This is a genomic window from Paraburkholderia sediminicola (genome assembly GCF_046026675.1).
In the GTDB taxonomy this organism is placed as follows: domain Bacteria; phylum Pseudomonadota; class Gammaproteobacteria; order Burkholderiales; family Burkholderiaceae; genus Paraburkholderia; species Paraburkholderia sediminicola_F.
In genome coordinates this window covers 3,001,614-3,023,922 of record NZ_JAQQEY010000001.1, presented here as the reverse complement: position 1 = coordinate 3,023,922, position 22,309 = coordinate 3,001,614, and the positions used below count along the sequence as shown (strand labels likewise).

The window sequence follows — 22,309 nt, the reverse complement described above, 5'->3', positions numbered from 1 at the left end:
TTGCTGGCGATGCCGGTTGCATAGTTTGAGCGTCGGTGTCGCAGGTGAGCCGAAAGCCGGGGATACGTCCCCGGCTTTTCTGTTGCAAGCACGCAAAAAAGTTACGATTCTTTCAGGCGACGCGGTGGGCGCTTACTGCATAATGCGATGCGCGCCCAGCATTTGGCGTGTGTCAGCCGTGGCTCGATTTCCATCGATCTCCGCGGCGTTGTGGCCCCATTGGCCATCTATCGTCCTTCCGTTCCACCGACATGTCCGCCAGCCTCGCCCGTCAGACCGCATCGCCGATGCGGTGTCCGCCATCCCGTCACAGGGTCTTCAGCGGGGGCGCAGCACCTCGAGCGGCATGGGCGGCTTGAACGTATGGCGCCGCAACTCCCCAGCCGTTTTTCGCGTGGTTTCCCGATCCGTTTGCCGCAGTCCCGCAATGGACAGATCGCGCTCGCGCTCGCCGTTGTCTATCTCGTATGGGGTTCGACGTATCTCGCCGTGCACGTCGCGCTGGGTTCGTTTCCGCCGTTGCTGCTCTCCGGGTTGCGCAATCTGTTCGCCGGGATAGGGCTTTTCATCTTCGCGGCGCGCCGCAATCCGGTCTGGCCGAGCGCGGGTGAAATCCGCAATGCCGGCCTTGTCGGCACGATGCTGGTTGGCCTGTCGAGCGGCATGCTGGCTTACGGCATGCGCACCGTCGGCACCGGCACCGCAGCCGTGATGGTCGCGACCGTGCCGCTGTTCGCAACGGTGATCGCGGCGGTGGCTGGGCGCAAGATCGGCAGAGGCGAGTGGTTCGCGGTTGGCCTCGGGCTGGTGGGCATCGCGATCCTGAGTCATGGCGACACCGCGCCGGGATCGGCGGGCGGCAGTCTGGCGATCCTGTGCGGTGCGCTTTTCTGGGCCGGCGGCGCGCATCTGGCCGGACGGCTGAAGCTGCCGTCGGACCTGTTTCTCTCGACGTCGCTACAAATCGGCCTCGGCGGCGCGATGTCGACGATGGTCGCCTGGGTGTCGGGCGAGCGGATGATGGAAGTGCATTTCCTGCCGGTGCTGGCCTTCGTCTACCTGATGCTGATCGGGACGATGACCGCCTACGTCGCGTACGGCTTTCTGATCCGGCATACGAGTCCGATCATCGCCAGCAGCTGCATGTACGTGAATCCGGTGGTGGCGGTGGCGCTCGGCGCGTTGTTGCTCGGTGAGCCGGTGACGCATTCGACGGTCATCGCGACGATCGTGATTCTGGCCAGCGTGGGGCTGTCTTTCTGGTTCGATTACCGGAAGAAGCGGCTCGCTTAAGGAGGGCGGTGCGGCGCGGCCGCCTCCGCTCTCCACCAGGTCAGAGCGCCGCCGCCACCTCCGCACCCTCGCGAATCGCGCGTTTCGCGTCCAGTTCGGTTGCCACCTTTGCGCCGCCGATCACGTGATAGCGCGGACCGCTCCCACCATTCGCACCATTTGAGCCTTTGACGTCGTTCGCGCCGTTTGTCCCATCCGCAGTTCGCGCGGCCGTCCCCGGATGCAGATCTCGCAACGATTCCTGTCCCGCGCACACGACGATCGTGTCCACTTCAAGCCATTCTTCGACACCTTCACGCGCAATTTTCAAACCGCGTTCGCTGATCTCCTGATACGACACGCCACCGAGCATCTTCACGCCGTTTCTGGCCAGCGTCGCGCGATGCACCCAGCCGGAGGTCTTGCCGAGCCCCATGCCGAGTTTGCCCGCCTTGCGCTGCAGCAACCAGATCTCGCGGACCGGCTGCGCCGGCGCCGGCGGTTTCAAACCACCGCGTTCCCGCACCGCAAGGTCGACACCCCATTCGTCGAGCCATGTATCGCGCGGCATGGGCAGAGGATCGCCGGAACGATGCAGCAAAAACTCGCTGACATCGAAGCCGATCCCACCCGCACCGATCACCGCGACGCGGCGTCCCACCGGCGCACCACGCAGCACGTCCACATAAGACAGCACGTTAGGCCCGGTAATGCCGGCGATCGACGGGCTCCGCGGCACGATGCCCGTGGCGATGATCACATCGTCGTAAGCGCCTGCCGCGAGCAGGGCAGGATCGACGCGCGTCTCGAGGCGCACATCGACGCGATGCCGCTCCAACTGGCTCTGAAAATAGCGGATCGTTTCGCTGAACTCTTCCTTGCCCGGCACGCGCATCGCGAGATTGAACTGACCGCCGATCGTTGCGCTCGCATCGAACAACGTCACGCGATGCCCGCGTGAGGCCGCAACGGTCGCCGCGGAAAGTCCCGCCGGGCCCGCGCCGACTACCGCCACCGAGCGCGCGGCCTGCTGGCCTGCGATCGGCCGATAGACCAGCTCGGTCTCGCGTCCCGCACGTGGATTCACGAGGCAACTTGCACGCTGGTTCTTGAACGTGTGATCGAGGCAGGCCTGATTGCAGGCGATACAGGTATTGATTTCATGCGCACGTCCTTCGGCGGTCTTCAGCACGAACTCGGGGTCGGCGAGAAGCGGCCTCGCCATCGACACCAGATCGCCCGCTCCCTGAGCGAGCAGTTCTTCGGCGACCTCGGGCGTGTTGATGCGGTTCGACACGATCACCGGCACCTTGACCGCGGCCTTCAACCGCGCGCTCAACGCAGCGAATGCAGCACGCGGCACCGAGGTCACGATGGTCGGCACCCGCGCTTCATGCCAGCCGATTCCCGTGTTGAACATCGTTACGCCGGCGGCTTCGAGCGCCTGGGCGACCTGCACGGTTTCTTCCCACGTGTTGCCGCCTTCGACCAGATCGATCAGCGAGAGCCGGTACACCACGATAAAGCGTTCGCCGCACACCGCGCGCACGCGCTCGACAATCTCGCGCGCGAGACGCATGCGGTTCTCGATGCTGCCGCCGTAGCGATCGGTGCGCCGGTTCGTGCGCGGGCACAGGAACTGGTTGAGCAGATAGCCTTCGCTGCCCATGATCTCGATGCCGTCGTAACCGGCGCGCTGGGCGAGGCGCGCGCAGCGGGCATAGTCGCGCACGGTCCGCGCGATGCCGGCTTCGGTGAGCGCGCGCGGTTTGAACTTCGAAATCGGCGACTTGAGCGCCGACGCCGACACAACGAAGGGCTGGTACCCATAGCGGCCCGCATGCAGGATCTGCAGCGCGATCTTGCCGCCTTCGGCATGCACGGCCTCGGTCAGCAAGCGGTGATTGCGCAGATCGAACACCGAGTTCAGCGTGCCGCCGAAGGGCAGCAGCCAGCCTTGCCGGTTTGGCGAGATGCCGCCGGTGACGATCAGGCCGACGCCGCCTTTCGCGCGCTCACGGAAATACTCGGCCAGTTTCGGGTAATTCCAGAAACGATCCTCCATGCCGGTGTGCATCGAACCCATCACCACGCGATTGCGCAAGCGGGTGAAGCCAAGGTCGAGTTCAGCGAGTAAGCGTTGGTAAGACATGCAAGGGGCCGTGTAAGTATTGGTTGTGCGCGAACAATACACCGCGAAACGTGCCAACCCTCCGAGGAAAAATTCTAATCCGCGCAACTCGTTGCTCCGTAAGGCATTCGTTTGATGCCTGAAGCCATATCGAACCCGCGGCACATGCTTTGCTGAATGCAGGCGTCCAGTCCATCGACACGGACCACGCCGCTCACCAGCACGGGCGCGATGTGCGGCAGGGATAGGGAGGGGGCGCTTCATTTCGGAGAGCCGGCCTGGAACCGTTCTAACGACCAACGAACAAGGTTTCCAGCCGGCGCGATGTCCGAGGCCGGGCGCTCGCAAATTAACGGCTCGAGAGCCCAACATCGATATAGGTGGAACACAATGAAAATGATCCGAACCATGGCGGCTGTAGCCGCTGTTGCATCCGTCCTGGCTGCATGCGGCGGCGGCGGCAGCAGCGACGTAGGCAAGGAACTCGGTCTGACGAATCCGGAGATCCATTTCATCCACGCAATTCCTGGCGGTCCGGCAGTCGACTTTCTCGTGAACGGTACCGCACCCTCGGGACAGACGAACATCAGCTATAAGGGGGTGACGAACCTCACCAACATCAACACGGGTTCGACCACCGTCGCGTATTCGACCACCGGCACGACGACCGCGTTGGCGAGCGGTAACTTCCCCGATGTTGCGAAGGGCCATGAATACACGGTGCTGGCTTTGCCAGGGGCGGCTGCGCCGGATATTGGCCTGATCGACGACCCGTTCGACAAGGGGCTGCTCTCGAATAGCGCGCGTCTACGGGGCTTCAACGCATCGGCTAATGCGACCAATCTCGACCTGTATCTGGTTCAGTCAACCAGCACTGACATCACCAATGTCAGTCCGACGATGGCGGGCGTGTCGTTCAAGAACGCTGTGCCGGCAAGCGGCCAGGATTCGATCTATGTGTCCGGCGGCCAGTACGTGCTGATCGCGACGGTGGCGGGCAGCAAGACGCCGATCTTCCAGTCGTCGGCTTTCTCGCTGTCGAACAACGCCGACTGGCTGGTGACGTCGGTGCCGATCGCCGGTACGCTGAGCCAGCTCGTGCCGGGGCAGATCCATCTGCTGATTGCGCAGAACGGCAACACCGGCACGCCGAGCGTCGAGCTGACGAACACGCTGACGGGTCAATAAGCTCGCGAACCCGCATGCGTGCATAGCATGCGATAGACACGATAAGCGACAGTCCCAGGGAGGGATGGCGGCGATCCACGCAAGTGGATCGCCGTTTTGTTTATGGGTCTGACTAAAAAAAGCCCGCCGCGGTTTCCCGCGACGGGCTGTGGAGTTCCTGCATGGCAAGGCGCCGTGAGGCGCCGCGCAGTCGATGGTAGCCGCTAACTTACTTGGCCTGGTCGGCCGAACTCGTGATGGCGTTGCCACCCTTCGAAATATCCTGCCCAGCCCCCGCCATCGTGTTGCAACCGGCGAGCGCAGCCGTCCCTGCAATGAGAAGCAAAGCGATCAGTCGATTCATGAAAGTTCTCCTTGTCGAGAATGCATCGGTTGACGTGCCCATGCTGTACGGCACGCGCTAGCCGGGCTAGCTGTCGTCCGACCGGGGCTTACGCCAGTCGATCCGGTCTGATTGCATGTTAAAAAAAGGGCGGGGGCAGCGCTGTCGGTTGCCCTGCGATTTTGTTGTAGGCATGCTCCGGTGTTCGCGTCGGCGTACTCCTACACGCGCTATCGCAACGTGCCGCGAAGCCTTGCTAGACAGCCGTTCGCGACGGCGTCGATGGCGGCAGATCCACTGACGGCGTTGCCGTGCTGACACTCGGCATCACCACCTGAATGTCGGTGCCATTCGGCACGCCGCGCTGAATATCGAAGCGCCCGCCGTGCGCGGCAACCCGCTGGCGCATGCCGAGCAGCCCGTGGGTGTGCGTACGCTGCAGATCGGCGGGCGTGATGCCAACGCCGTTGTCCGCGATACGCAATGCCACCTCGCCGTCGCCGACGTGCAAGGCGATCGACACCTTCGAGGCCCGGGCATACTTGGCGGCGTTCGTGAGCGACTCCTGCGCGACGCGAAAGAGTGCGATTTCGGTTTGCTCGTCGAGCTGGATATCGTCGGCGGGCAAATGCGATTCGAGCGTCCAGTTGTTGCGCTGCGCAGCTTCGTCGGCAAGCGTGCGCAGCGCGGTGACGAGCCCGAAGTTCGCCAGCACGGTGGGCCGCATGTCTTCGATGATGCGGCGTTTCAACGCAATGCCCTGGTCGAGATTGGCGAGCGCGCGCTGGAGTTTCTCGGAGATGTCCGGGGCACTGTCCTTCAGTTTGCGGTTGGCCCAAGCCACATCCATTTTGCTCGCGGTCAGAATGGCGCCGAGTTCGTCGTGCAGTTCGCGCGCGAGTTGCGTCTTTTCGTTTTCGCTGACGGCCTGCAAGTGCCAGCCCAACGCTTCAAGCTGGCGCGTGCGTTCGTTGACGAGCTGGTCGAGCTCTTCCTGTTGCGTGATCAGTTGAAGCTGCACGCGTGCCTGCCGATCCATCTGGATACCGAGATTGCGAAACAACAGGATGAACAGCACGATGTTGAGCGCGGACAGCGCCGCCGCGCACACCGTGGAGATGCGCTGGTCGGCGCGGCTTGCATCGAGTGCGTGCTGCGCGCGGCGTTCCTCATTGTCGCGCAGCAGCGTGAGCGTGCTGTCGACCAGTGTGGCATCGGCCGGATTGGCCTCGCTTGCGCTGCCGCACGCTGAGAGATCGAGCGAATGCGGTGTCGCGCGTTGCAATGCAGCAGCACCCGCGCCGATGCGCGCGTCGGTCAGCGCGACGATCTGGGCGAAGCTCGCAAGCTCGGCGCTGTCCGCCTTGCCGCCGCGGTAGAACCGGCTTAGCTGCTGTTCGTTCTGCCGTATCCGCACGGCGGTCGCGCAAAAACCTTGAGCGGACGAGTCCTGCTTTGTCAGAAGAAAATCGCTTTGCTGGGCGCTGAGGCGGGATAGCTGGCTTGAGAGCGTGCTCAGTTGGACCGTGACGTCGCGCGCTTCGAGTGCCGTTTCGTATTCAGCGGCAATGCGTTGGCGCGCGGTTTCGAGAATCACGAGTCCGCCCACGGTGATGACGATCGCCACGGTCATCGCAATGGCCCAACTGCGATTGCGCATCCAGTCGCTTAGCCGCACGGTGGCCCCTGATTTATGCGTGTCCGACACGTTCAGCACTTTTGGCTCCTGAGGTGGGCAATCAGTGTAACGCCCGCCAGGCTCGACGATGGAGCAGGCGGCGTAACGCTGCCGTAATCCCGTGTAAGCGGATTCTCACACGAAAAACGGAGCACGTCGGAATGCGCCCAGCGTCGACGATCGATAGGATGAACCTGATCGTTCATTGACTGATTCGGGAGGAAGCCATCATGTTGAAATGGGCATTGTTCTTCGCCGTCGTGGCGGTGATCGCCGGCCTTCTTGGCTTTACCGGCGTAGCTGCGGGCGCAGCGGTGATCGCAAAGTTCCTGTTTATGGTGTTCGTGATTCTGTGCGTGGTGTTCCTCGTGCTCGGCTTCGTGGTCACGAAGAAGATCGTCGATTAGCGCCGTTCGATGAGGTGGTTGCGCGCTGTTCCCGCCGGTTGTGAGGGAGCGTTTCGCTTCGGGTTCGCCTCAGGGTCTCTTGATGCAGATACCAACAAGGAGAGTCGCCATGCTTCACTATGCCATCGTCTTTTTCGTGATTGCGATCATCGCAGCCGTGTTCGGTTTTACCGGAATCGCTGCGGGTGCGGCCGAAATCGCGAAGATCCTGTTCTACATCTTCCTTGTCGTGTTCGTGGTCACGCTGCTGCTTGGTGTATTCCGAACGTAGACGAATACCCCTTCCTTAAACCGGCGTATCAGGCGCGATTCGTGCGGGATACGCAGTTCCCCCAATACCGGATAAAGGAGAATCTCAATGGCGAAGGCTCCTGGCGCCCAAGGCGCAGCATCTCAATCTAGCGGTCCGTTCGTGATGGACATCAAGAAGATCCGCGAAGACGCCCGCAAGCATATGTCGGATGGTCCGGTCACGCAAAGCTACGGTGCCGACCGTGAGACGGTGCTGAAACTGCTCAATGATTCGCTGGCCACTGAAATCGTCTGCGTGCTGCGCTATAAGCGGCATCATTTCATGGCCAAGGGCATCAACTCCGAGGCCGTGGCGGCGGAATTCGCGGAGCATGCCGCGGAAGAGCAGGAGCACGCCGACCGCATCGCCGAGCGCATCGTGCAGCTTGGCGGCGAGCCGGATTTTGCACCGGATGGCCTGAAGACGCGTTCGCATTCAGAATACAAGGAAGGCAGCAATCTGACGGACATGATTCGCGAAAACCTGATTGCCGAGCGTATTGCGATCGATACGTATCGTGAGATCGTGCATTATCTCGGCGAGAAGGACGTGACGACGCGCCGTCTGTTTGAAGAAATTCTTGCTGTCGAAGAAGAGCATGCCGATGATATGGCGGACTTGCTTGAGGGCCGCGAGTAGGCGAGGTTGAGAAGCGGAGTCGAGAAGCGGACGTCGGCAGGCGTCCGCTGGTCGCAGCGCGAATCGCCGCTTCGACTGTCGCGCCAGGTCGGGCGGCGCGGGACGGGCTGGATGGTTTCCCGCGCCCGTATGGTTCGATGCACCGCTACGCCGTGCACATCGGTCTTCGGCAAAGACGGTGCCGGAGGTCATTACAATGTCTGCTTTGGAGCAATCCAGTAGCACGGACGCCAAACTGATGATTCGAGTGCTGATAGCTGACGACCATGCGATCGTCCGAGGTGGTTTCCGGCAGTTCGTCGCTGACGAGCCGGACATGTGCGTCGCGGCCGAAGCCGCGACCGGTGACGAAACCATTAGCCTCGTGCGGGAGCAGGCGTTCGACGTGGTGCTGCTCGACATCGCGATGCCTGACAAGAACGGCATCGACACGTTACGTGTGATCAGGCAGGTGCGGCCCGAGCAGGGCGTGCTGATTCTGTCGGGCTATCCGGAGAGCCAATACGCGATCAACCTGCTGCGCGCGGGCGCCAACGGTTACCTGAACAAAGACTGCGAGCCCGAGGAGATTGTGCGGGCGATCCGGGCGGTGGCGCGCGGGCATCGTTATCTGTCGGAGGCCGTGGCCGACACGCTGGCCGACAACCTCGACAAGCCGGCGGTGGGGCGGCCGCACGAAGCGCTCTCCGAGCGCGAGTTCCAGATATTCTGCAAGCTCGCGGCGGGACAGATTCCGACCGACATTGCGGAGGAATTGCATTTGTCGGTAAAGACCGTGAGTACTTATCGGGCTCGCGTGCTGGAGAAGATGCGGTTGGCGAACAATGCCGATCTGACTTATTACGCGATCAAGAACGGCTTGATCGAATAATGAACGATCGAGATACACCGATGAACAGCGAATCGAACACTGATGCCGGACCAGCGAGCCGCGCGCCGTTGCGCGTGCTGCTGATCGAGGATTCGCCGTTGATCCGCAGGAGTCTCGTCGAGGCCATCGATGCATCGGGTTTGCTGCAGGTGGCCGCGTATGCGGATTCTGCCGATCAGGCGATTGCTTTATTGAGCGATGAGGCTTTTGATGCGGTGATTGTGGACTTGCAGTTGAAGCAGGGGTCGGCGTTGCCTGTGCTCGCTTACTTGCAGCGCGAGGGGATGGTTGAGTCGATTTTTGCCGCCGTGTTGACGAATCATGCCTTGCCGGCTTATCGGGAGCGTTGTGAACAGTATGGCGTTCGACACTTCTACGATAAGTCGTTCGAGTTTGACCTGGTGATTGATGCGTTGCATGAGTATGCGTCGACGCGCTGAGCTGTGCCGTATAGCCGGTCCAAGTCCCGCTGCAGCGCGTCGAGAGCATGCCCGCTGTCTTTCCCTGCTTCGAACAACGCGATTTCCAGACGATCGCGCGGCAGCCGCGAGGCAGCCAGGCCACCGAACCTGATCAGGATGCCGTGACGGCGTGGCGCTTGCCGCGGGAGTGATTCCATCCCGCCAGCGCCGCGAACGCCAGACCGGCGATGCTGACGCCGGCCCAGCCGAATGTCGGCCACACGACTGCGCCGACGCCGGACCCCAGCGCTCCGCCGATGAAATACGCCACCATGTAAACCGTGTTCACCCGGCTGCGCGCGTCGGGCTTCAGCGCATAGATACGTGACTGATTCGATATCTGCGCAGCCTGCACGCCGATATCGAGGATGATCACACCGATCACGAGCCCGGCAATGCTGGTCGCCGACAGGCCGAACACGACAAACGACACGGCCACGAGTGCGATCGACACCGAGATGATCGCTCGCGGCCCGCGTCGATCGGAAAACTTGCCGGCGAGCGGCGCGGCCATGGCCCCCGCCGCGCCGACAATGCCGAACAGTCCGGCCGCCTGCGGCCCAAGATGAAACGGTGCGCCCGCCAGCAACAACGCCAGCACCGACCAGAAGATACTGAAGGCGGCGAACATCGCGGCACCTGTTAGCGAGGCCTCGCGCAGCGCGCGATGCTCCACGACCAGATGCCACATCGAAACCAGCAGCTTGCCGTAAGGGAGCGTCGAAGTCGGCTTGCTCTTCGGCAAGCGCAGGATGATCACGACCGCCAGCGCCAGCAGCGCGACCACCGAAGCGCCGAATACCGTGCGCCAGCCGAAATACTCGGCGATCAGGCCCGCCGCGGTCCGCGCCAGCAGAATGCCGAGCAGCAGGCCGCTCATCACCGTGCCGACGGCTTGCCCCCGCTGCGCCGGCGGCGCGAGTTCGGCGGCGAACGGCACAGCCTGTTGCGCGATGGTGGCGAGCACACCGATGGCAAGGCTCGCCGCGATCAACACGGGCAAGTTCTGCGCCGCAGCCGCGATCACGAGCGTGACGCACATGCCGGCAGTCTGCAGCAGGATCAGCTTGCGTCGATCGAAGCGATCGCCGAGCGGCGCCAACAACAGCATCCCGGCCGCGTAGCCGAGCTGCGTCACGGCAGGTACCACGCCAACCCACGACGCGCTATTCGGAAACGACTGCCTGAAATTGTCGAGCAGCGGCTGGTTGTAATAGATGTTTGCAACTGCCACACCGGCAATCGTCGCGAGCAGAAGCAGCAAGCCGCGCAACGACCGGTCGGCGGAAGCGGGAGTGGAAGCGTCGGATGTGGACATGAGAGGGGCTATCGACGGACCGGCCCATGCGCGGTCCTCAAGCGTGCCGATCATACCGGAGCAGGAAGGATCGTGCTGACGGCCGTGGAACGCCTCGCAGACAAAATGAGATGGTCGTTCGGTTTTCGTTCGTAGAATCGGCGCGCGCAACAAGATCCATTACGTGACCGATCTCATGAACACAACCTCGAAACCCGAACCTCGACGCATCAGCGGCTGGCTGCTCGTTGCCCTGATCTGCCTCGCTGCATGGGCGCTGTCAACCGCAGTCGCACTGCGCGATCCGCTCAAGCTGATGCTCGAATGGGAACTGCTGGCCGTATTCGTGCGCCCTGAAACACACGGCTGGTATCGCACCGTGATTGCGATGGTCGGCTGTGACGTGATCATCGGGGTGCTCATCGTCGCCGGCGCAGGCTGGCTGGCGCTGCTCGTACGACGCAAATCGGCGCGTTTTCCGCTGCAGGTGCAGGCGTGGCTGTTGGCCATCGTCGTCATGCGAACCATCGCCTACCTGCTCGGCGATCACATGACGCACGCCATTGGGATCGACATCGCCATTCCGTTCGATGGCTTCATTCAGGCCGTCGTCGCTGCCGTGCTCGGGATACCGTATTTCAGGTTGTCCCGGCGTGTACGGCACACTTTCGTCGCCGCCTGAACCGGCGAGGCGACACCGTTAATCGATCAACTCGCCTTCGGGTTCGTAAAAAGGATACGGACCATCGGCTTTATCAACATACGCATGGTGCGTGACGATGCCCGTCGCCGGATCGTAGCGATGCAGCGCATATGCGGGCGGCTCCATCACGAATGCGGAAGGCGCGTCCTCGCGCAGATCGAGTCCGACCTGATGCGCGGGCGCCGGCACCGCGGACGCAATCGTGCCGCCAAAACGTACGAACATCGGCCGATGCACATGGCCGCAGATCACCCGCTCCACGTTCGGATAACGCGCGATCAACGCGACGAGCTTGTCGGCGGCTGCGGGATCGAGCCGCAATTCATCCATGTGCCCGATTCCGCAGACGAACGGCGGATGATGCAATGCGACCACCGTCGGCTTGCCTTGTGCCGCATCGAGTTGCGTCTCGAGCCAGGCGAGACGCGAATCGCATAGATTGCCGGCGCTTTCGCCCGGCACCATCGAATCGAGCGCTATTACGCGCAGCGGTCCGACATCGACCGCGTAGTGCACGAACTCGCCACCACGACGCAATTCGGCGCGATCGGGAAACGCCGCGCGCAACGCAGCCCGTTCGTCATGATTGCCCACCATCAGAAAGTAGGGGATCTCGAGCGGCGCGAGCAGCGTTTTGAGGTGTTCGTATTGTTCCGGATCGCCCTGATCGACGAGATCGCCGGTCATGATTACGGCGTCGGGACGCGGCTCCAGCGCATTGAGCGCGGCGACAGTGCGCGCGAGATAGGCGCCGGTGTCGACGCGGCGGTAAGCCAGCGCCCCGGGCCGTTTGATATGCAGATCGCTAATTTGAGCCAGCAGCATGGAGATGTCCTTCTTTATGGCGCGCCAGAAACGCAGCGCTGTGTCATTACGATAGCGCAATCAGCGCGTCCTGCGCGATCGAAATCCCGACCGGCGTGCCACGTGCGAGTTCTACGCGGCCCGCGACGTCGATCAGCAGCGCGTCCGGTGCGGCGCCGCCGATCGTCAGCCGGGTGCGCTCGCCGAGAAACGCCGTGCTTTCGATATTGCCGCGCAATTGGGCGCTGGCTGGGTCGGCGAGGTACGCATCCTCGGGCCGGAAGAAAAATTCGTGTGCCGCGCTTGCGTGCCCGCCGCTTAAGGGCAGTGGTACGGCGCCGCCAGTTGTGGTCAACAGACCATCACGCCGTTCGCCCGCCAGCCGGTTGATCGTGCCGACAAATTGCGCGACCGTGCGATTCGCCGGACGGTAGTAGATATCGCGCGGCGACCCGATCTGCTCGATGCGCCCAGCGCTCATCACGACGATGCGGTCGCCGAGTTCCATCGCTTCGGCCTGATCGTGGGTCACGTAGACGGTCGTGATGCCCAACTCGCGCAGCAACGTATTCATCTCGCTGCGCAAGGTGTCGCGCAAACGCGCGTCGAGGGCGGTCAGCGGTTCGTCAAGCAGCAGCACGCGGGGTTGCACGGCGAGTGCGCGCGCCAGGGCAACACGCTGACGCTGACCGCCCGAAAGCTGATCGATGGGTTTGTCCGCGTGCGCGGTAAGACGCATCATCGCGAGCAATTCGTCGACGCGTTGCCGCGCGGTTTCAGCCGGCACGCGTTTGATTTTCAGGCCGTAACCGATGTTGCCGCGCACGGTCAGATTCGGAAACAGCGCGTAGCTTTGGAATACCATGCCGACCTGGCGTTTTTCGATCGGCAGGGCCGTGACGTCTTCGTCGCCGAACGCGATGCTGCCGCCGGTGTCAGGTGTCTCGAGGCCCGCGATCATGCGCAGCGTGGTGGTCTTGCCGCAACCGGAAGGGCCGAGCAGCACCAGCGTCTCACCGGCGCCGATATGCAGATCGAGAGGTTCGAGCACACGTGTGCCGCGAAACGTTTTCGCGCACTGTGTGAGCGTGATGGGAACGGAGTCGAGTTTCATGGCGAGGACGTCGGAGTAGGCTTCAAACGGGAGGCAGCAGTGCGTTGTTTGCCCGCGCTGCGCTGGCCGGTCGCATCGACGCCGAGCCATTGCATCGCGACGAGCAGCGGCATCGTCATGATGAAAAACAGAATCGTGTAGGCGCTGCCGATTTCGATGCGTAACGACGCATAGGTGTCGGCGAGCCCGACAGGGAGCGTTTTCGTGTCGGGCGTATGCAGCATCCACGTGAGGTTGAATTCGCCGATCGAGAGCGTGAGCACCGCCAGTGCACCGGCGACGATCCCTGGCCGCGCATTCGGCAGCACGATCGTGACAAAGCGTTGAAAGAAGCTCGCGCCAAGGCTCGCCGCGCCTTCTTCAAGTGTGCGCAGATCGCTGCTCGCGCACACGGCCGCAACCGCACGCACCATGAACGGCAGCGTGAACACCACGTGTCCGACGACGATAAACGCGACGCTCATGCGAAACATCGTGAAACCGCCGTAGACCACCAGCAGCGCGAGCGCGGAAGCGAGGCCGGGCAGAGCGATCGGCAGCACCAGAAACTCTTCGATGATGCGCGAGAGCCGCGTCTTGCTGCGCGCCAGCACGTAGCCGGCGGGCACGCCGGTCAGCAGCGTGATCAGCAAGGTCATCGCTGCCACTTCGAGCGAGAGAAATACTGAGCTGTGATACTGCGTCCACACTTCACCGAGCCAGCGCAGTGTGAGGCCGCTCGATACGCCTTTGAAGTAGTTGACCGTGAGCCCGGCCATGATCGACATCACGACCGGCACGATCAGAAAGGCGCACAGCAGCAGCGTAACGAGCCACTGTCCGGCTGCGAGCCACGTGCGTGATGTGGGCAGCCTGAACCGCCGCGCGCGCGGTTTAGCGGCCTGCTTGATTGGAGCAGTGATGGAATTCAACGAAGTCTTGTCATCGGGTTTGGACACGCCGCTCATGCGCTTGCCGCGACAGCCGAACCGCTCACGCTGCGAGCGAACGCCAGCACGGCCCATGTGACGATGCCGAGCACGATCGAGAGGCCCGCGGCCGTCACCATGTTCGCGTTCAGCGTAAACTCGGTGTAGATGGTCATCGGCAATACGTCGATGTCGGTAGCTAGGGTGAAGGCGGTGCCGAAGGCGCCCATCGCGGTCGCGAAACATACCGCGCCGGCCGCGATCAAGCCCGGCGATAACGCGGGCAACACGATGTCGCGCGTAATACGCCATGGCGATGCGCCGAGCGAACGCGCGGCCTCTTCGAGCGAGGCATCGAGCTTCGTCGCCGATGCCATTACAGTGACGATCACGCGAGGGATCGAGAAGTACAGATAGCCGAGAAAGAGGCCGCTCATCGAGTAAGCGAACACCCAGCGGTCGCCGGTGAGTTTCAGCGATAACGCGCCGATCAAACCCTGACGTCCGGCCAGCATGATCACCATAAAGCCGACCACGACGCCTGGGAATGCCAACGGAAACGTCAACAGCGCGAGCAACGTGCGCTTGAGCGGAAACTCACCGCGCGCCAGCAGCAAACCGGCGATCACCGAAAGCACCAGCGTCGTCACCGTGACCGCTGCGGACAACATCACCGTCGCGCCGAGGCTCGACATGTAGCGCGGATTCGTCAGCATCGCGCGATAGGTCGCGAATGCGTGGCCGTCGCCGCTGATCTGTGCGAGCGCGCCCATCGGCAACAGCCAGAACGCGATGAAAACCGCCAGCGCCGGCGCGATCAGGGCGATGCGCCAGCGCAGCGGGAACGTGACGTCGTTCAATGCATCACCTGTAGATAACGCTCGCCGAAGCTCGACTGCTTCTCGGCCATTTTGCCGAAATCGACCGGTTTGGCACGGGCATAGTCGCTTGCGGGCAGGAATTTGGCGGCGGTTTCCGGGCTCATTGCATCCGCGCGCACCGGACGCAGATAGGCGTCGGCCCACAGTTTCTGGCCTTCGTCCGACAGTACGAAATCGAGCACCTTCTTGCCGTTCGCTTCATGCGGCGCGCCCTTTACGAGACTCATCACGTACGGTACCGAGATCGTGCCTTCCTTCGGAATCACGAATTCGACGTTCGCGTGATCCTTGTACTTCGCGCGGTAGGCGTCGAAGTCGTAGTCGAGCAGGATCGGGATTTCGCCGGACATCACGCGCGCATAGGCGGTCTGCTTCGGCACGATCGGCGCGTTGGCTTTCAGCTTGCGGAACCAGTCGAGGCCCGGCTCGAAGTTATCGAGCGTGCCGCCGAGCGCCTGATTCACCGCGACCGCGCCCGCATAACCGACAAACGCGCTCGACGGATCGAGGTAGCCGGTCATGCCTTTGTACTCAGGTTTCAGAAGGTCGGCCCACGAACGCGGGACCGGCTTGCCTTCCAGCGCGTCCTTGTTGACGAAAAAGCCCAGCGTGCCCGAGTGGATCGTGAACCAGTAGCCTTGCGGGTCCTTCATGTTGGCGGGAATGTCGTCCCAGTGCGCCGGCTTGTACGTCTGGATGACGCCTTTGTCTTTCGCCTGGAACGCCGACGACACGCCGAGATAGACCACGTCCGCGACCGGGCTCTTCTGCTCGGCCATCAGTTGCGCAATCGACTGGCCGGAGTTCTTGTTGTCGAACGGCACGCGGATGCCGGTCTTTTGCTGGATCGCCTTGATCTGGCTCGCCCAGTCGGCCCATTCGGGCGGGCAGTTGTAGCAGATCGCGGTTTCATCGGCGTGGGCTGCTTGCGGTGCGAGGGCGGCAAGCGCGGCGGTGACGATCATGCCAGCCGACAGCGCGGTGGCTGCGGTGCGGGCGAGGCGATGCCAGAGCGGTTTGATCGAAGAAGCGAAGCGTGTTGAAGAGCGGATCACTGCGGGTCTCCTGGAGAGGAAGAGAGCGGGTGGTTCGGGGTTCGAATTGGATGCGTACGCAAGCGGCTATGCAAACGGTCTTTCTGTCGCCGCCGACGTTTCTGTGCGGTTTGAAATCGCCGCGATAGTGGCGCCTTCGCGCAGGCTGTGCGGCAACGTCAGCTTGGGCGACGTTTCACCTGGTGTTTCATCTGTGCCGGTTACGCGGGCCAACAAACGCCGCCAGGCGGCGCAGCCGATCTCGCGATTCGGAGCGCAGATGCTTGCCAGCGGCGGCGACAGCAACTCGCCCATTGCGAGTCCGTCGAAGCCGAGAATCGACATGTCGTGCGGAATCTGCAGATGCGCACGGCGCAGGCCGCGCATCACGACCATGGCGAGCAGATCGTTGCTGCAGAAGAGGGCGGTCGGGCGGTTCGGGCCGCTGGTCAGATGAGCGAGCACGGACGGCGCCAGTTCGTCGGCGTTGAAATCAACTTCGAGCGCGGGCGCAGGGGTGAGGCCGGCCTGCTGCATCGCCTGCGCGTAGCCGAGATGCCGCTGGCGGGCGCGGTCCGACGCGGCCAGCGTGCCTGCCAGCACCAGGATGCGGCGATGGCCGTGCGCGATCAGCATGCGTACGCCATCGAATGCAGCGAGGCGGTTGTCGACCGAAACCGACGGACGCCGCACGGTGTCGTTATGCATCAGCACGTAGAGCAGACCGGCGCGGTCGAGGTCGTCGAGCAGCGGATGTGTGTCGGCATCGGCGACGGTCAGGATCAGGCCTTCCACGCGATGTTCGCGCAACGTTTCGATGGCGTGGCGTTCGCGGTCGGCATCGTACTGAGTGGTCATCAACATGAGCCGGTAGCCTTGCGCCGCGGCGAGTTCGTCGATGCCTTGCAGGCATTCGGCGAACACGGGGTTGGCGAGCGTCGGCAGGATCACGCCGATCAGGCGCGTGCGCTCGCCGCGCAGTTGCCGCCCTAGCGGGCTGGGGCGGAAGTTAAGGGCGTCGATGGATTGCCGCACCTTTTCGAGCGTGACCGGGTTCACGGTATGCGGCGCGTTGATCGCGCGCGAGACCGTGGCGATGGAGAAGCCCGCGTGGGCGGCGACGTCTTTGATCGTTGGGATCATGATTTCCGCGCGTTATGTAAACGTTTTCGTCAGCGGATTATCAGGAACGTTTGTGACTTGCGGATGACTCCAATTTTTATGCCTGGCGGGAGAGGGTGGGGATGGGTCGCGGCGGGATTGCGCCGGTTTGGTGCGCCCGCCGGGCAATGGTAGAATTCGCGTCCACGCGTGGTTCTGACCCCTGCCGGGGTGATGAAATTGGTAAACATAGCGGACTTAAAATCCGCCGCTTCACAGCTTGCCGGTTCGAGTCCGGTCCCCGGCACCAGGAAGTATTCCAAGTAGTTCCAAAGAGATTCGAAAACCCATGACAGTCATAGGCTTCATGGGTTTTTTTGTTCCAGTACGTTTCTTGGAGAGACGTAGACAGCCGGGGGTATAAGGGGGTATTTTTAGGGGTATGGGCTGCGCCTTTTGCCAGTCTGTTCCAGAGATACCCCCATGCCGCTAACCGATATCGCCATCAGGAAAACGAAGCCCGATACAAAACCGCAGAAGCTGTTCGACGGCGGCGGTCTGTTCCTGCTTATTACTTCCGCCGGGCAACGATATTGGCGGCTCAAGTATCGTTTTGCTGGCAAGGAGAAGTTACTGCGTTAGGCGTATATCCGGAAGTAGGGTTGGCAGCGGCACGCAAGAAACGGGATCAGGCTCGCGAGAAGTTGGACGCAGGCGTTGATCCGAGCGAAGCGAGGAAGGCTGGCAAACGGGCGGCACGGATTGCTGCCGCCAACTCTTTTAAGGTGGTCGCTCATGGTTGGATGGATGAGCGCAAGACCGTTGTCGAAATCGGTCAATACGAAAAAACGCTGGCCCGCTTTGTGAAGGACGTGTTCCCATGGATGGGCAACCGGCCGATCACGGAGATTGACGCGCCTGAGATATTGGCTGTGCTCAAGCGGATCGACGCGCGAGGTGCGCGTTTTACCGCCCATCGAGTACGAAGCGAAATAAGCCGGATATTCCGCTACGGTATCAAGGAGGGGTATTGCAAGACGGACCTCGCAAAAGACCTTATCGGCGCGATTCCGGCCCCCGTCGAAACCCACTTTGCCGCAATCACTGAACCCGGTAGGGTCGGCGAAATGCTACGAGCGTTCGAAGGCTTCTCGGGCACATTCCCTGTGCTGTGCGCGCTTAAGCTCGCCCCGATGCTATTTGTGCGTCCCGGCGAACTTCGGCAGGCCGAGTGGTCGCAGTTCGACCTCGACAAGGGCGAATGGCGCTATCTGGTCACGAAGACGAAGACCGAGCATCTCGTGCCTCTGGCAAGTCAGGCCATTGCTCTGCTTCGAGAATTGGAGGCGCTGACGGGGACTGGGCGCTACGTCTTTCCTGGTGCACGCAGTGCATTGCGCCCAATGAGCGATGCTGCGGTCAATGCAGCACTTAGGCGCCTAGGTTACGACACACGTACGGAGATTACCGGTCACGGATTTCGAGCGATGGCGAGGACGATCCTGCATGAGGAGCTGGAGCAAAAGCCCGAGGTGATCGAGCATCAACTCGCGCACGCTGTACCGGATAACCTGGGTTCGGCGTACAACCGTACGAAATTCATCAAGGAGCGCCGCGCCATGATGCAGCGGTGGGCAGATTATTTGGACCAGTTGAAGGCCGGCGCGCAGATTATCTCGATTGGAGCGACGGCGAACTAATATCGATCTCGAGCAGATTCGAGCGATAATTTACTTGCCGCGCCTAGATCGGCCAATCGAAAACCGCGCTCCCTTACCCGGCTGGCGCGGCTCCTCAAAAGGGGTTGCGTAAAGGGACGCCATGGCAAATATTGGACCGTTTAAAAGTTGGTATTCACTGAAAGAAGCCGCCGGGGTGATTGCCGACAAATTCGGGGAACCAGTCACCGTCAGCGATCCGATCGACGGGATCAATGAGGACGAACTGCCGACGTGGTTCGATGCTACCGGATGTTTTGTCCTGAAAGTGTTCCCAGCGTCCGCCATTCACCTCGACACGACTAAATATCCATTCTCGCGTCACGGTGCAGAGAACTATGTTTTCCATAGTGGCAAGATTGATGCCCTCACGGCTTTCCGCCAGCCGGGGCTTCCCGGGCATTCCAATATCTTCCGAAAACGTCCTCTAGATCGCTGATTTCAAAGCGCTTTATGGGTAACGGCGTGCTTGCTGCTTCCATCCAGGTCCCGCACAATTTCCACCCGAAGTACGGGTAGCGACATGGGTTTTGTGGGTAGGAATGGAGGGCAATATGGCAGGACGACAGTTGCACCGGCTCAGCGCACTGCGGGTCGCCAAACAGGTGGTGCCAAGCCATTACGCCGACGGCGGTGGTCTCTACATGCAGATCGCCGACACTGGCTCTCGCTCATGGGTATTTCGCTTCAAGCTTGACGGGCGCGTGCGGGAGATGGGCCTTGGTCCGCTTTCGCGAGTCTCGCTTGGCGAGGCGCGGAAACTGGCCACCGGATACCGTGACATGGTCAGAGACCTGATTGATCCCATCCTCGCGCGGCGTGAGCAGCAGCGTAGACAGTTGCTCGATATCTCTTCGGATACGGCTTCGAGCTTGCTCCGTGGGAGGTCGTGAAGCTCTGCCGTGAGCACACTGCCGTAGTAGTATGGCCGGACACAGGGGTACGGATGTTTGACGACGACCGAGTAACGATTATCCCTAGCTTGTTGTACACGCTCGCCCGCCCGTTTCATCAATCAGATACGCCAGCGGTCTGAGAGGGAAGCGTGAGACGTATATCGAACCTACGCCGGATACTTTTGGACGGCGGCGCATGGCAAGCAGACGCCGGGGCACCTAGGTTATCGGCCTCCGGCAAGCTAAACGGCGTGCGTCAACGCGGTGGTAAATCCAGAGAACGGGGGTGGGGGCGTGGCATTCCAGTTAGAGAAAGCAAAGACGTGGGCGGAGCTTGCCCTTACATGTGCCTCACTGGTCGCGATCCCCGTTGGCGGCTGGTGGGTGTACAGCAATTTCACAGCCGAAGACACGCACGAAGTCAATCCGAATATCAGGGTCACCGCCGAGGTGCAGCCGTACGACGATACACGCCGGTTGCTGATGGTCCACGTCAAGCCTAAGAACCTTGGCAAAGTGCCGATAGAATTGGACGGCGGGAAGAAGGGCGATATTGACGTACTGGTGAAGGCCTTTCCAGCCGGCCTTGCCAATGGGCGAGTCGATTACGACAAGTTACCCCGGCTCTTTCCCGCGTATCACATCGTTTCCAAATACGAAGACGGGTACGTCATGGAGCCCGGTATCGACTACGACGAGGTAGAAACCTTCGTTGTTCCAAAGGGTACGACGTATCTGGTTAATGCAGAAATGAACCACTACGACGACACGCCCGATGATGAGGTTGACGACTCAGTAGTGGTCAAGGTCGATTGACCGGCCTTAGTGACATTTGTAGACGATTGCGGCGCTGGTCCAATTCAGTGGTGAGCCGTTCGGCGGTTCGAATGACCTAGGAGAGCGAAGGGTTCAGTGTGGTCAGCAGGTCATCAACCGCATGGACAGCCTGTGTCGCAGTACCTTTGATCATGGCTTTCCCTTCATGAATTGCGTCGTTGCGGGGGTCGACCACGACAAGGTAAAGGTCAATGTCCGGCACGGGGATAGCGAGTGTGCGCGCCAGCGCAAGCCGCCCCCCAAGGGTCCGGTACTGACGTTCCTTTAGGCGCTTTTCGGGGTTGTCGCCAATCTCGTTACATCGCTTCACGATAGCTTTCGTAAGCACCACTTCTGCTGCGGTGGCTGAATCGATCACCGCCTTACGGTAATCAGCCCTTCGTAGCGCCCGGTACGCATCAAGCTGGAGCGAATATTCGAGCGATGGCCGCACGCTGGATGAACACAGGCGACATATCTGTTTCAGTTGCGCCAGCTTCAGACGCGTGTCTGCGCTCGTGGTTGTGATGGCGACGTGGATATTGTCATCGTAAGCCCATGCGTGTTTGCCCTCTGCGTCCCGGTAGAACAAGTGCAGCCCCGAAACCTCTCCCGTGACTTCGACAGCGCGGGTCCGTCTTTGCTTGGTGATCAACTCCAGAAAATCGTTAAACGTTGATCGCCACAGCATGAACGCCTCACGGATTTGGATTCCGGCGGACTTCAGTTCCGAGTCCTGAATCACGAATTCGAGCAGCACGCAGCTAACGCTGGCGTTCCCCGTCGGATGGCTCGTTGGGTGCCCCCACCAAACCGGTTCGCCACCGCGCTTCCAATCTTTCGCAACGTCCGGAGAGACGAGAGGCATGTTCAGGGGATCGCTGTCGGTGGGCGACCAATTGGGCAGACCGGGAAACTCAATGGTTCCTTTCACCCCGCCAATGGAAATCGTTTCCCGATGCCCTAACACGTCACGCGCGCATGCACTCGCTTCTTCAAACCACGCGAGCCCGTAGACGGTGCGCGTGGAAGTAGCCAAAGACGGTTCTATTGTCATTGTGATTTTGTCGCCTAGCCCCGGTAGGCGAGAAGTCTACGCGATGCCCTTTTGTTGTCCGCTGCAATTGATTGCGCAGCTACGGCTCCGACCTTATACGAACAGCGACCATGGGATAGACGGTGAAATCGAGTTCAAAGACGATCGCGGCGAGGCCACGGGACGGCGACTGTATGTTCAAGTAAAGTCTGGCCAGTCTTACCTCAGGAGGAGAAAATGGGATGGCGCAGAGATTTTTCAGATAAAAAAGCCTCGCTGGGCTCAATACTGGCAGCAACAGCCTTGCGCGGTAATGCTAGTTATTAGAACTTCAGAAGACGACGTCCGCTGGATGGACATAAGTGCATACCTGAAGCGACGTGCGGCACAGGGGGAGACGGTAACGCAGATAGTTTTCGAGGGGGAGAAGCTCGATGTGACCAGTGTACGGCGGTGGCGTGACCTATTGTTAAATGGTTGATCTAAAGGATCATGGCCTCTCGGACGCACACCTTCGGACGTTCGCAACTTCAACGGAACTTGGGTCGTATTTCCGAGGAAAAATTACGTCAATTTCCGCTTCCGCATGTGTCGTTTGACAAGCCATACGGTATCACTTTCACAAATCGTCTTACGATGCCCGATCTTCGCGGTTTTTGAGTAAAAAACGGGCATGACCGCTCCGATGCGGTCCGACGAAAACCGTTAAGTGCCAGCAAAAAATTTCGGTATCGTTGACA

At 61.2% G+C, this 22,309-nt stretch carries 23 protein-coding genes, 1 tRNA gene and 1 pseudogene; 14 read left to right on the top strand and 11 right to left on the bottom strand.

Features of this window, described 5'->3' with window-relative positions; genetic code table 11:
• Nucleotides 1-363: 363 nt before the first annotated feature.
• Nucleotides 364-1,293, top strand: a complete 930-nt coding sequence (locus PQQ86_RS12980) for an EamA family transporter (RefSeq protein WP_408267240.1) — start codon at nucleotides 364-366, stop codon at nucleotides 1,291-1,293.
• A gap of 40 nt (nucleotides 1,294-1,333) precedes the next feature.
• Here the strand turns inward: PQQ86_RS12980 and PQQ86_RS12975 are convergent, their stop codons facing one another.
• Nucleotides 1,334-3,424, bottom strand: coding sequence for an oxidoreductase (locus PQQ86_RS12975; protein ID WP_408267238.1), 2,091 nt, complete (start codon nucleotides 3,422-3,424; stop codon nucleotides 1,334-1,336).
• Nucleotides 3,425-3,793: 369 nt separating this feature from the next.
• On the opposite strand from PQQ86_RS12975, the gene PQQ86_RS12970 reads away from it, so the two are divergent.
• Nucleotides 3,794-4,591, top strand: coding sequence for a DUF4397 domain-containing protein (locus PQQ86_RS12970; RefSeq protein WP_408267235.1), 798 nt, complete (start codon nucleotides 3,794-3,796; stop codon nucleotides 4,589-4,591).
• Nucleotides 4,592-4,799: 208 nt separating this feature from the next.
• On the opposite strand, the gene PQQ86_RS12965 is transcribed toward PQQ86_RS12970, so the two are convergent.
• Entirely contained in the window at nucleotides 4,800-4,934 is a 135-nt protein-coding gene (locus tag PQQ86_RS12965; protein WP_408267232.1) for an entericidin A/B family lipoprotein, read from the bottom strand.
• Nucleotides 4,935-5,169: 235 nt separating this feature from the next.
• On the bottom strand, nucleotides 5,170-6,573 hold the full coding sequence (locus tag PQQ86_RS12960) for a sensor histidine kinase (RefSeq protein WP_408270260.1): 1,404 nt from the start codon (nucleotides 6,571-6,573) through the stop codon (nucleotides 5,170-5,172).
• Between the two features lie 248 nt (nucleotides 6,574-6,821).
• On the opposite strand from PQQ86_RS12960, the gene PQQ86_RS12955 reads away from it, so the two are divergent.
• The 5 genes from PQQ86_RS12955 to PQQ86_RS12935 all read left to right on the top strand — a co-directional run bounded on the left by PQQ86_RS12955 (nucleotide 6,822) and on the right by PQQ86_RS12935 (nucleotide 9,240).
• On the top strand, nucleotides 6,822-6,998 hold the full coding sequence (locus tag PQQ86_RS12955) for a DUF1328 domain-containing protein (RefSeq protein ID WP_093643018.1): 177 nt from the start codon (nucleotides 6,822-6,824) through the stop codon (nucleotides 6,996-6,998).
• A gap of 109 nt (nucleotides 6,999-7,107) precedes the next feature.
• Nucleotides 7,108-7,269: a DUF1328 domain-containing protein gene (locus PQQ86_RS12950; protein ID WP_006052455.1), complete on the top strand. Its 162-nt coding sequence runs from the start codon at nucleotides 7,108-7,110 to the stop codon at nucleotides 7,267-7,269.
• A gap of 87 nt (nucleotides 7,270-7,356) precedes the next feature.
• Nucleotides 7,357-7,929, top strand: a complete 573-nt coding sequence (locus PQQ86_RS12945) for a ferritin-like domain-containing protein (RefSeq protein ID WP_408267229.1) — start codon at nucleotides 7,357-7,359, stop codon at nucleotides 7,927-7,929.
• Between the two features lie 238 nt (nucleotides 7,930-8,167).
• Nucleotides 8,168-8,800, top strand: coding sequence for a response regulator (locus PQQ86_RS12940; protein WP_408270257.1), 633 nt, complete (start codon nucleotides 8,168-8,170; stop codon nucleotides 8,798-8,800).
• A 20-nt stretch (nucleotides 8,801-8,820) separates the two neighbouring features.
• Complete coding sequence (locus PQQ86_RS12935; RefSeq protein ID WP_408267226.1) at nucleotides 8,821-9,240, top strand: response regulator; 420 nt, start codon at nucleotides 8,821-8,823, stop codon at nucleotides 9,238-9,240.
• A gap of 133 nt (nucleotides 9,241-9,373) precedes the next feature.
• On the opposite strand, the gene PQQ86_RS12930 is transcribed toward PQQ86_RS12935, so the two are convergent.
• A complete protein-coding gene (locus PQQ86_RS12930) occupies nucleotides 9,374-10,579 on the bottom strand; it encodes an MFS transporter (RefSeq protein WP_408267224.1) in 1,206 nt (401 codons plus the stop codon).
• A gap of 175 nt (nucleotides 10,580-10,754) precedes the next feature.
• On the opposite strand from PQQ86_RS12930, the gene PQQ86_RS12925 reads away from it, so the two are divergent.
• On the top strand, nucleotides 10,755-11,240 hold the full coding sequence (locus tag PQQ86_RS12925) for a DUF2569 domain-containing protein (protein WP_408267220.1): 486 nt from the start codon (nucleotides 10,755-10,757) through the stop codon (nucleotides 11,238-11,240).
• 18 nt (nucleotides 11,241-11,258) lie between these two features.
• Here the strand turns inward: PQQ86_RS12925 and PQQ86_RS12920 are convergent, their stop codons facing one another.
• The 6 genes from PQQ86_RS12920 to PQQ86_RS12895 form a co-directional block, all read right to left on the bottom strand.
• A complete protein-coding gene (locus tag PQQ86_RS12920) occupies nucleotides 11,259-12,086 on the bottom strand; it encodes a phosphodiesterase (RefSeq protein ID WP_408267217.1) in 828 nt (275 codons plus the stop codon).
• A 46-nt stretch (nucleotides 12,087-12,132) separates the two neighbouring features.
• The gene (locus PQQ86_RS12915) at nucleotides 12,133-13,179 is read right to left on the bottom strand and encodes an ABC transporter ATP-binding protein (protein WP_408267214.1); all 1,047 of its coding nucleotides are present in this window, start codon (nucleotides 13,177-13,179) and stop codon (nucleotides 12,133-12,135) included.
• On the bottom strand, nucleotides 13,176-14,126 hold the full coding sequence (locus PQQ86_RS12910; RefSeq protein WP_408267211.1) for an ABC transporter permease: 951 nt from the start codon (nucleotides 14,124-14,126) through the stop codon (nucleotides 13,176-13,178). Before PQQ86_RS12910 ends, PQQ86_RS12915 begins: the two co-directional genes overlap by 4 nt.
• A complete protein-coding gene (locus PQQ86_RS12905; protein WP_408267209.1) occupies nucleotides 14,123-14,947 on the bottom strand; it encodes an ABC transporter permease in 825 nt (274 codons plus the stop codon). The genes PQQ86_RS12910 and PQQ86_RS12905 overlap by 4 nt, the downstream gene beginning before the upstream one ends.
• Nucleotides 14,944-16,023, bottom strand: coding sequence for an ABC transporter substrate-binding protein (locus PQQ86_RS12900; RefSeq protein WP_408267207.1), 1,080 nt, complete (start codon nucleotides 16,021-16,023; stop codon nucleotides 14,944-14,946). The genes PQQ86_RS12905 and PQQ86_RS12900 overlap by 4 nt, the downstream gene beginning before the upstream one ends.
• A 66-nt stretch (nucleotides 16,024-16,089) precedes the next feature.
• Complete coding sequence (locus PQQ86_RS12895) at nucleotides 16,090-17,145, bottom strand: LacI family DNA-binding transcriptional regulator (RefSeq protein WP_408267204.1); 1,056 nt, start codon at nucleotides 17,143-17,145, stop codon at nucleotides 16,090-16,092.
• A gap of 183 nt (nucleotides 17,146-17,328) precedes the next feature.
• Between PQQ86_RS12895 and PQQ86_RS12890 the strand changes: the two genes are divergently transcribed.
• The 5 genes and pseudogenes from PQQ86_RS12890 (at nucleotide 17,329) to PQQ86_RS12870 (ending at nucleotide 20,533) form a co-directional block, all read left to right on the top strand.
• Nucleotides 17,329-17,413: transfer RNA gene (locus tag PQQ86_RS12890), tRNA-Leu, on the top strand.
• A gap of 173 nt (nucleotides 17,414-17,586) precedes the next feature.
• A pseudogene (locus PQQ86_RS12885) lies at nucleotides 17,587-18,803 on the top strand (tyrosine-type recombinase/integrase).
• A 121-nt stretch (nucleotides 18,804-18,924) separates the two neighbouring features.
• Nucleotides 18,925-19,260, top strand: a complete 336-nt coding sequence (locus PQQ86_RS12880; RefSeq protein WP_408267202.1) for a hypothetical protein — start codon at nucleotides 18,925-18,927, stop codon at nucleotides 19,258-19,260.
• A 115-nt stretch (nucleotides 19,261-19,375) separates the two neighbouring features.
• Complete coding sequence (locus PQQ86_RS12875; RefSeq protein WP_408267199.1) at nucleotides 19,376-19,714, top strand: Arm DNA-binding domain-containing protein; 339 nt, start codon at nucleotides 19,376-19,378, stop codon at nucleotides 19,712-19,714.
• Nucleotides 19,715-20,011: 297 nt separating this feature from the next.
• Entirely contained in the window at nucleotides 20,012-20,533 is a 522-nt protein-coding gene (locus tag PQQ86_RS12870; protein ID WP_408267197.1) for a hypothetical protein, read from the top strand.
• A 76-nt stretch (nucleotides 20,534-20,609) separates the two neighbouring features.
• Here the strand turns inward: PQQ86_RS12870 and PQQ86_RS12865 are convergent, their stop codons facing one another.
• Nucleotides 20,610-21,590 (bottom strand): hypothetical protein, encoded by a 981-nt coding sequence (locus PQQ86_RS12865; protein WP_408270380.1) that lies wholly within the window; start codon nucleotides 21,588-21,590, stop codon nucleotides 20,610-20,612.
• A 43-nt stretch (nucleotides 21,591-21,633) separates the two neighbouring features.
• Here PQQ86_RS12865 and PQQ86_RS12860 point away from each other — a divergent pair, with 43 nt between their 5' ends.
• Complete coding sequence (locus tag PQQ86_RS12860) at nucleotides 21,634-22,050, top strand: DUF4365 domain-containing protein (protein WP_408270254.1); 417 nt, start codon at nucleotides 21,634-21,636, stop codon at nucleotides 22,048-22,050.
• The last annotated feature ends 259 nt before the right edge of the window (nucleotides 22,051-22,309 follow it).